Genomic DNA, 4,115 nt, shown 5'->3' on the forward strand with positions numbered 1-4,115 from the left:
CGATCCGCCGCCGATCGACAACGCCGGAGCCCTCCCGTAGATGCGGGCTTGCGACAGGTTGAGCAGGCGGCGCGTCCGACTTGTTGAAATCGTCAAATGGGGACATGCTCGTTTCTGAACGAGGGGCCGCCAAACCGCCGGCGATCAGAAGAAACTCAATTTAAGAGGATCTATATACGAGTTTGACCTAGCCGCGCGATAGCGGTAAGCCTTGCTGCAAGAACGGCGCGATTCTATGAAGTCTGCCGCTTCACCGTACAATTTCAGCAGGGCCGATTTTGTCACTGGTCACCGCACATCGCGATCGATACATCCAATGCGCCCACGACGCTTTCAGGAAGTGTGAAGCAAAGCTTCTTCTGCGCGCGGGGCTGAGCTTTGTCATAACCGAGTACAGCGGCAGGTCGACGGATGCGGTAAGGGAGCAATGGGAACCTTTCGGCAGGGATCACGAGACAGCATGGGACTGGGCGGAGCTTGTCAGGCACCATCGGAAAGACCCTGACATCCTCACTATGGCAGTTTGGTCTGGGGAGAGACTTTCTTCACTTGGCCTAGCAACAACCTCAGGCAACGCTGTCCATATCCGCTACCTTGAAGGCGACCCAAGGCCAGACTGCCCACTAATTGGGTGCCGTGCCCTCATTGCTCTGGAAGCTTGCGCCGGGTATGCTCAGGCGAGAGGTAAGGCAGAATTAAGGGTTCACCCTCTTAATGACAAATTGAAGAGCCTATATGTTGGGGTCTACAGGTTCGAGGTGGCGACGCCACATAAAGCCGAACCCTACTTATTCAAACGGGTGCCGTGATGCAGTCCCTAGCGAAGTTTGCGGGTTGGCTATCTGGCCGCGCCTCTTTTGAGACGCGGTTGCCGGAGCCTGAGCCCATCAACGGGAAGCCTCGGGAGATAACCGGTTTCTTCGACCATTTAACGCCAGAGCAGCAGGCAAAGGCGCTGAGCTATCGCGGCCCGGAAAATCATGGCGATCCTGCTTTCCTCTCGAAGCGCTAACGTTACCTTCGCAGGTAACACCTGAGCCTCGCCAATGGCGGGGCTTTTTGTTTATTCGTCCAAGGCGGCCTTCTGTGCGGTAAGGATATCTATCAATTTCTGGATTTCCTTCGCGCCAATGTCGCCTTCGCCCCGGTAAAGTATCTGAACCTGCTTTGAAGCCCCTACCTTTGCTCTAAACCACTCCTCGAATCCATCTTCCGCCTCGACCTTCGGCTTCAGATCGGCTGGAGAATGGGCTGCAGGCGGGATTGGCGGTGCCGCCACGCGCGTGTCGACAATTGCCTCGCTCATTCGAATCCCCGTGTCGCTCCCTTCAACCGCCAACCATTGGCCATCATCAGAAATCCAACGGACGCGAAGAGGCTGTGGAAACTGAAGCGCGCCTTGCGACTCCCATTGGATCAAATCGCCGACCTTCGCTCCGCCATATGTCTTCTTGCTTGCAGCTCCGACATTCGGCGGGGGCGAATCTGCGCCACCTAACGGATCATTCCTATGACTTTCGCTTGCTCCTAATTGCTCAATATATTCTATTGTTTGGAGAAACGCCTTCGCTGCTGGGCGGACAGCAGTAGGATTAAATCCTTGCCGATTTAGATAAGTTACGACGCCATCTTCTGGGGGTATCGGCACCCCCGCAAATTTCTCGCGTATCTCACGAAACAGGTCAGGTTCCATAGCCGCTGAAAGAAGATTTTGCCGCCTTTCCTCGTCGTTTGCGGCGTGGAGAATCGCTCTAGCTCTCTCAGAAACTCTTGCCTCGCCTTTGCCTGCGCGTTCTAGGAGCCCATAAGACGCCAAAGCCGCCAGCGCCTTATTCGCGCCCCCACTTCCTGGGGCGTAGCCGAGCAGTTTGGCAGCATTCTCGCGGGCAATTATAGACGCGCGATATTGGCCCTCGATCTTTCGAACCGCGTCCACAGCATCACACAGCGACATGCCGGGCCAAGATGGGCTACGGATCGCCTTTGACTGCGCTTCGCTCATACCGAAATCTCCATCGTTGCTGGTATGAAACTATGCTTTCTTAGCAACAAAAGCAATAGCGGTTGCCGGAGCGGCTTGACTTCGTTGCTGCGCCAGAGCAATTATCGTTGCTGCGGAGATGATTCTGCGTCTGAGGTAAGCTTAATGGTTTTGGATGATGAGCCCATCCACCCCAGCCACCGGGTGCTCGTGGGCCACTAATGAAGAAGGCCGGAACCCCGGTGACACGGGGAACCAGCCTTCGTGGTGGCAAAGCAACCGGGCGGGTGAACGCACGGGCCTCGGCGACCGAACATGCCGAGAATCACACGTTCCCCGCCCATCTGCAACCCTTTTCCGCGAAAGGGAACGATGATGGTTTGGGTGAACGCCTATACCCGCATCCGCTTCGGTCGTCGTGAAAGTGTCTGCGCCCACTGGCGCGGGCGCTAATCTAACGCCTTAGCTTTGGCAGAGGGCTTGTGTTTGCGGCCCTCTGCCATCTCTCCAGTTCTGACGTCTTTGGGGCCGCAAGGAGATATGACCTGCGGCTTTTTCTGTTTCGCCCGCTCAATACTCGCCTCGACTTCTTTCGGGTCCGTCTGAAGCGCTCGGACCATCATTTCCGCGAAGTTCATATCGAGCTTCAGGGGCGGCTCCAGCTTCTTCCCCTTGTTTGTCATGCAATCAACTCGCGATAGCGCAGGAGGCCTTCGACGCAGGAGAAAATGTCATTCATGCGCGGCGACGGCTTCATATCGCGGCGGTTGTAGCGCCACGTCATTTCGTCCACATAGCGCTGAAGGTGCTTCGGCGACACCCAATGGTGAATGCCGACAATCTGGCGCTTCAGGAGCGCCCAGGCGCCTTCGATGTTGTTCGTATGAACGAAGCCGCCGAGTCGCACATATTCGCCAGCCGAGTGATTGACGGCGAGGTGGTTGTAATCCCTGTCGAGTCCGACAAAAGCCATGTCTTCGTCAGTCAGAACCGCCGAGCCTTTGGCGACATTCTGGCGGACCTTCCCTTGAAGCGTCCTCGCCTCGTGATCCGGCACATGCTCGGCGCGTAGCTCGCCGTCGCGCTCGACAATGCCGAGCACAACCGCCTTGCCGGCGCCGCCCTGTTTACCGCCCTTGCGGTCTTTGGCGTGCTTGTTCTTTTCCTTGCCGCCGACGAAGGTGGTATCGGCTTCAATGTCGCCTTTGAGCGGCGCATTGAACGAAGGCGTGCGCGCCGCATGGCGCAGGCGATGTAGCATAAACCACGCGCTCTTTTGCGTGATTTTCAAATCCTCGGCGAGCGTGACGGACGCTATGCCCTTCGGATGATTGGTGATCATCCAAATGGCCGCAAACCACTTGCGGAGCGGGAGTTTCGTATCTTCGAAGATCGTCCCGACTTTGATCGAAAAGCGCTGACCGCACTCGCCGCACTTATGCGTCTTGCGGTCGCTGAAATGATAGATTTTATGACCGCCGCAGTAGGGGCAAAACTCGCCGTCGCGCCACCGGATCGCCCGCAGATGATCGATGCAGGACTGCTCATCTGGGAAGGCATCAAAGAGGCTGTAGAGGCTGTCGAAATTCGTAAGCACGGCTCGTCTCCGTCGATTTGGAGATACTAGCCTACTTTTTTGGTTAGGTCAAACTCGTATATAGGTCCTAATTTAAGCGCCAGTCCTGTCGAAGCGTTCCGCAAATGCAATCGGACGGAAGCCTTGGATGACGCATTCGCGACGCGCAATAGAGATTGACGAGGTCGATCCAGGCGACCCAAACTCGAAAAATTCTGCGGTGAAGGGATTCGACAATGACTCGCGCAGCAGCCTGTCTCGCAATATCCATTCTGCTGACGGCGTCTTTCGGACGTGCCGGGGTCGCGCAGGCGGCCAATATCAATTGGATCTTCTTCAAGAACGCCACCGGCGTAACTTATTACGCAACGATCCAGCGTCCGATAAGCGGCGCAAACAAAGGCGATCTGTCCGGGGGCGCCTGGAGCTGTCCGACGAACAACAACCTATATCTCAAACTGGACCCCGGCCAGTTCTGCTATTCCCGGAATTTCGACTGGACGAATTATGCTTCCTCGATCGCCTGCTTCAAGCCGACGGTCGCCGGAATCCTCGGAA

General features: G+C 56.4%; 4 protein-coding genes. 1 reads left to right on the top strand and 3 read right to left on the bottom strand.

The window, feature by feature from the left end; translation table 11 throughout:
* Positions 1 to 1,063: 1,063 nt before the first annotated feature.
* The 3 genes from QZ964_RS19660 to QZ964_RS19670 form a co-directional block, all read right to left on the bottom strand.
* Positions 1,064 to 2,002: a hypothetical protein gene (locus QZ964_RS19660; protein WP_292533754.1), complete on the bottom strand. Its 939-nt coding sequence runs from the start codon at positions 2,000 to 2,002 to the stop codon at positions 1,064 to 1,066.
* A 428-nt stretch (positions 2,003 to 2,430) separates the two neighbouring features.
* Positions 2,431 to 2,664 (bottom strand): hypothetical protein, encoded by a 234-nt coding sequence (locus QZ964_RS19665; RefSeq protein ID WP_292533755.1) that lies wholly within the window; start codon positions 2,662 to 2,664, stop codon positions 2,431 to 2,433.
* Positions 2,661 to 3,578 (bottom strand): IS1595 family transposase, encoded by a 918-nt coding sequence (locus QZ964_RS19670; protein WP_292533757.1) that lies wholly within the window; start codon positions 3,576 to 3,578, stop codon positions 2,661 to 2,663. Before QZ964_RS19670 ends, QZ964_RS19665 begins: the two co-directional genes overlap by 4 nt.
* A 215-nt stretch (positions 3,579 to 3,793) precedes the next feature.
* Between QZ964_RS19670 and QZ964_RS19675 the strand changes: the two genes are divergently transcribed.
* Positions 3,794 to 4,115: hypothetical protein (locus QZ964_RS19675; protein ID WP_292533758.1), on the top strand; the 322-nt coding region annotated here is incomplete at its 3' end.

The sequence above is a fragment of the Methylocystis sp. genome, from assembly GCF_021731785.1.
GTDB lineage: Bacteria > Pseudomonadota > Alphaproteobacteria > Rhizobiales > Beijerinckiaceae > Methylocystis.

Coding starts and splice junctions, on each gene's coding strand:
- QZ964_RS19660 (WP_292533754.1), bottom strand. CDS start 2,002: ATGAGCGAAGCGCAGTCAAAGGCGATCCGTAGCCCATCTTGGCCCGGC.
- QZ964_RS19665 (WP_292533755.1), bottom strand. CDS start 2,664: ATGACAAACAAGGGGAAGAAGCTGGAGCCGCCCCTGAAGCTCGATATG.